The following is a 4,550-nucleotide window of genomic DNA, read 5'->3' as shown; positions in this document are numbered from 1 at the left end:
CTGATGTACGACGCCCTGCAAATGAACTTCAACACATTCAAAATTCGCCGCGACAAAAATTGCCCTGTATGCGGCGACAACCCAACCATCACCGAACTCATGGACTATCAGGCATTCTGCGCCATGGATCACAGCGACGCGGCGGATTAGGTGTCGCATCGCAAAAACACAAAGGGGTGAAACCGATTGGTTTCACCCCTTTTATTTTTTTCCTCTTTAAACATTCACCTCTGATAATGCCCCCTATCTCTATCCTCCACAATACGATCATCCACAGGCACCTCGAGACGGTCTGCCCATTCGCCAATTTGCTCGTTAATCGTACCGGGTATCTCAATACCGTATTTGAGGCGATGCTTGCGGTTGCGATACTCAAAATCTCCTGGAACCAGAACCTCGTCTATCCCATCGGCGGGTTCGGTCGTCTTCATATCGTCTAAAAACGCGCGAATATCCTGTTGATAACTGTCCAAATCTGTAAATGTACCGATATCAATAACCTGCATAAACGCGCCTCCAGAACGCCGGCCTTCCCTTTGGGCCCCCGAAAGCAGCCCCATCAAACAGACCATCAGCGAAAGCGCATAGCCCTTGTGCTCTCCAAAAGTACGCAAAAATCCGCCATCGTAAAAATCGAGAGGATTGGTTGACGGATTATTATTCTTATCCACAATAAAAGTATCGGGAATCGACGCATTCTTGCTTCGCGCAACCTGGAGTTTGCCCTCGGCGACCATGGCAGTGGCAAAATCGATCACAAAAGGTGCCTCATCACCCGTGGGAACACCCACCGCAATGGGATTGGTACCCAGACTACCCTTCTTTCCCCCAAAAGGCAGAACTTTCATCGTATTGGGCGAACCCCCACCAACCATGCAAATACCAATAAAACCCCCGCGCGCGGCAATCTCGACATATTCTCCCAGACGGCCAATATGTGCAACCCGCGTGAATGAAACCGAACAAATTTCAGAAGTTCGCGCTTTTTCCATCGCCTGATGGACCGCGCGATAAGCCGTAAGATGCCCCACCCCCCCGTTGCCATCCAGAACCAGTGTAGTAGTCGATTCCCGCACCGTCGTGGGTTCAGCCGCCGGATTCATCCCCCCCTCAGAGATATGAGTGAGATACATAGGGATACGGAGAACGCCGTGAGAATCGTGACCGGCGAGATTGGCATTCACCAGAATCTTCGCCACAATACATGCGATATCAGGTGTCGCACCAGATGCTTCGAACAAACATCTCGTAAGCGCGTGAAGATGCGCGGGTTGATACGTGTGCATTTGCATAAGAAATCTCCTAAAGCCCTGCGGCGAAAAATTCTTCGAACACCTCATCGGAAACCGTTGCACACGCCGCGCGCACATTGGCTTCGAGTTGTTCCTTATTCAGACTGCCGATCGGATTGCCGTGGATGCGGGTCTCGCGAATACAGAATTGCAAAGTGAGTTCGAGCAAATTGTACCCGCGTTCCTCGCACCACAGGCGCATATTCTCGGCGCGGTCGTGATCTCCTCGCCAGCGGTCGCGGGGCAAAAAATTTTCCACAGGCGCGCCCGTGAGATAACCGCGCATAATCGACCAGCCATTCATCACGCCCAGATCGCGCGCCGCCGCAGCGGGCAAAATACTTTCGCTAATGGTCTGCCGCAAAAGATTGTGATCGCTAAAACACAGAAAACAATCCGTGCGCCCCGATTCGATCTGAGCCAGATGAAAATCGTGGGGCCGCATCCCGTATCCAATAAAATTGACCCACCCCCGTTCTCGCGCCTTTTCCAATCCCTCGAGCGTACCGCCCGCAGCCAGCGTAGCCTCAATACTCCACGGATCGTGAATAAAAAGCACATCGAAATAATCAATCCCCAAAATCTCGAGCTGGTCTTCTATATCGGCAAGCGCGCGCCCGGTTGAATAATCGGGATCTCCATCTCCATATACCCCCCACTTCGCGGCACTGTGACAGCAAACGCGCCCACTAATAATGATCTCATCGCGCTCGACAACGCCCTGTTTAATCGCAAGACCGAGTTTTCGAAGCGAATCGCCATAACACCGCGCACAATCGAAGTGATTGACCCCAATATCGACAGCAAACCGAATGAGGTCTGCAGCCTCGTCATCAGTAACAGGACCAAAATTGTTGCCAAACCCCTGCGTACCAAAGGGAATAACGGGAATAGAAAGTTCTGTTTTGCCCCAGCGACGACGGGGCACTTGAAGAGTGGCTTTTTCAATCATTTCAAAGGATCTCCATTATCCAGTGCATATTCCTTCAGCGTATCCAAATCGACAAACTCAAGCGTGGAAATATGCGTCCCCGAAAGATAAACGGGAGGAGCAAAACCCGCGTTAAGAGCTTCAACCCAGCGCTGAACACACAAACACCAGCGGTCGCCCGGCACGAGGCCGGGAAAGCGCAATTCGGGCACAGACGTACTCAGGTCATTGCCCGCAGACTGGGAAAACGCCAAAAATTCTTCCGTCATCTCCGCACAGAGAATATGCAATCCCAGATCGCCCGGACCCGTGCGACAACATCCATCTCGAAAAAAACCCGTCATAGGATCGGTACAACAATCCTCGAGATCCTCGCCCAAAACATTTTTCCCGCGGTTCATTTTCACTCCAGAGATTAATTTGTATAAGGCACAGTACCGCTCTCATTCACCGTATATCCCCATTGCCGAACATAGTCCGCCCCAGGTAGAAATTCATCGCCACCCTCATTGAGACGACGCTGAAGCCAGGCATCCAACTCGTTGCGCAAATCCGCGCATTCGGGATCGTCAACGAGATTATTCAACTGAAAGGGATCGGCATCGTTATCATAGAGCAACCACGGCCCATCAAGCGAGCGAACATACGTGTATTGTCCCGTCCGCAAGCCGCGATATTCGCGCGCGCCCCTATCGCGCGTCCACTGCCCAAAAGGCTGCGGACATTGTAAAAGCGCAGCACCATCAGAGGGATTCTCACCTCCCATAAGATAATCCGAAAAATCCAGCCCCTCAACCGTATCGGGAACATCGATCCCACAAAGCCCCAAAAGCGTGGGCATAATATCGGGAATATCAATAGGATCATGGACCTCCCGCCCCTCCGTCCCAAATTGCGCCGGCCATCGCAACAAAAACGGAATGCGAATAGACTCCTCCCAGGGCTGTTGCTTTTTCGCACTCCCCTGTGAACCGAGCATATCGCCGTGATCCGAAAAAAAGAGCAAAAGCGTATCGTCGGCTATCCCCTTATCGTCCAGCGTCTGGAGCAAATCGCCCATACAATCGTCCAGCGCAGTGCAGTGGGCGTAATAGCCCGCAATCCATTCTCGGGCATTTGCTTCCGATTCTGGCGGCACATTCTCGCGTAAAGGCACATCCTCGGGGCGATACATCGCGCGGTATTTTTCCGGTGCAGTCTCGTAAGGTGCGTGCGGTGGTCCCCATGAAAGCGCGAGAAAAAAGGGATTATCCGAATCGCGATTTTCAATATATTCTTGCACATCGCGCGTCTGTGCAATCGCGTCGTATCCCTCCCAGGTGAGCTTCTCGTCGGAATCATTGGCATAATAAAAAGAATTATTGTAATTGTGCGTACACTCCAGCACCTTCCAATAATCAAACCCCTGCCGATTCTCGGGCGGAATATAATTGGATCGCCCATTTGCATTCACATGCCATTTGCCCACATAAGCGGTATCGTATCCCGCATTCTTAAAAGCCTGTGCCAGACTAACAGCCCTATCGCTCAAATGGACATCATTGACAAAAACGCCATGCGTCAGCGGATATTGCCCCGTCAGCAGAGACGCGCGCGCCGGGCAACAAACCGAACACCCCGAAACCGCGTGTGTCGCATTGATACTTTGAGACGCGAGACGGTCGATATTCGGCGTCTGCACACAGGTATTGCCGGCATAACCAAACGCCTGTGCGCGCCACTGGTCACCAAAAATGAGAATGACATTACTGGCCATGAAACTCCTTTACATTAAAGTGTAATCCCACAAAAAACCGCGACAATATTATGAACCAAAAAGCCCCTTGTCAATGTATCTGACAAGAGGCGGAGATGATGCTTTATTCACCACAACCTCAAAACTGCACAAATCCAACACTCACAAAAAATCCCGGCGCATCCAATCGCTTTGTGAAATCCAACCGAAACCAATCAAATAGCCCGTTAATCGACACACCCAGTTCGTGGTGAAATCCATCTGAATATTGCGGCGCGTAATCCAACCCTGCCAATGTGCGATCTCCAAACCATGTGCGCCCGTGTCCGCCGTGAACAATCAAACCAATATTGCGCTCTGCAGCCCACCGCCAGCCGATCAACTCAAACGGAACCGTGCGAAAATTGTGTTCCCAGAACACCCCCAGTATTTTCTCCCCCTCATAAGGGAGGTTCACCAGTGTGCGAAATGCCCCAAATGTTGATAACCCGTCCAGCAGCCCGGCATCCAAAATCTCAAAACGCTGCCTGGGCAACGTCCCTGCAAACGCACTGCCCAATGTGCTCGATGTGCGCGTTGTTGGCAGTGCGTT

5 protein-coding genes are annotated in these 4,550 nt (G+C 51.7%); all 5 read right to left on the bottom strand.

The genetic code is table 11. The annotated features are described in order from the left end of the window. Positions 1-224: 224 nt before the first annotated feature. Positions 225-1,292, bottom strand: coding sequence for an Ldh family oxidoreductase (locus OXG87_14045; protein ID MCY3870676.1), 1,068 nt, complete (start codon positions 1,290-1,292; stop codon positions 225-227). Positions 1,293-1,302: 10 nt separating this feature from the next. Next, complete coding sequence (locus OXG87_14040; GenBank protein MCY3870675.1) at positions 1,303-2,244, bottom strand: aldo/keto reductase; 942 nt, start codon at positions 2,242-2,244, stop codon at positions 1,303-1,305. Then, complete coding sequence (locus OXG87_14035) at positions 2,241-2,624, bottom strand: DUF2237 domain-containing protein (GenBank protein ID MCY3870674.1); 384 nt, start codon at positions 2,622-2,624, stop codon at positions 2,241-2,243. The genes OXG87_14040 and OXG87_14035 overlap by 4 nt, the downstream gene beginning before the upstream one ends. 14 nt (positions 2,625-2,638) lie before the next feature. Further along, complete coding sequence (locus OXG87_14030; protein MCY3870673.1) at positions 2,639-3,979, bottom strand: sulfatase; 1,341 nt, start codon at positions 3,977-3,979, stop codon at positions 2,639-2,641. A 118-nt stretch (positions 3,980-4,097) separates the two neighbouring features. Next, on the bottom strand, positions 4,098-4,550 hold a 453-nt coding region (locus tag OXG87_14025), incomplete at its 5' end, for a carboxypeptidase-like regulatory domain-containing protein (GenBank protein ID MCY3870672.1).

The organism is Gemmatimonadota bacterium, assembly GCA_026706845.1.
Lineage (GTDB): Bacteria > Latescibacterota > UBA2968 > UBA2968 > UBA2968 > VXRD01.
Note: the sequence above shows the minus strand (reverse complement) of the source record. Positions and strands in the feature narration are given on the sequence as shown.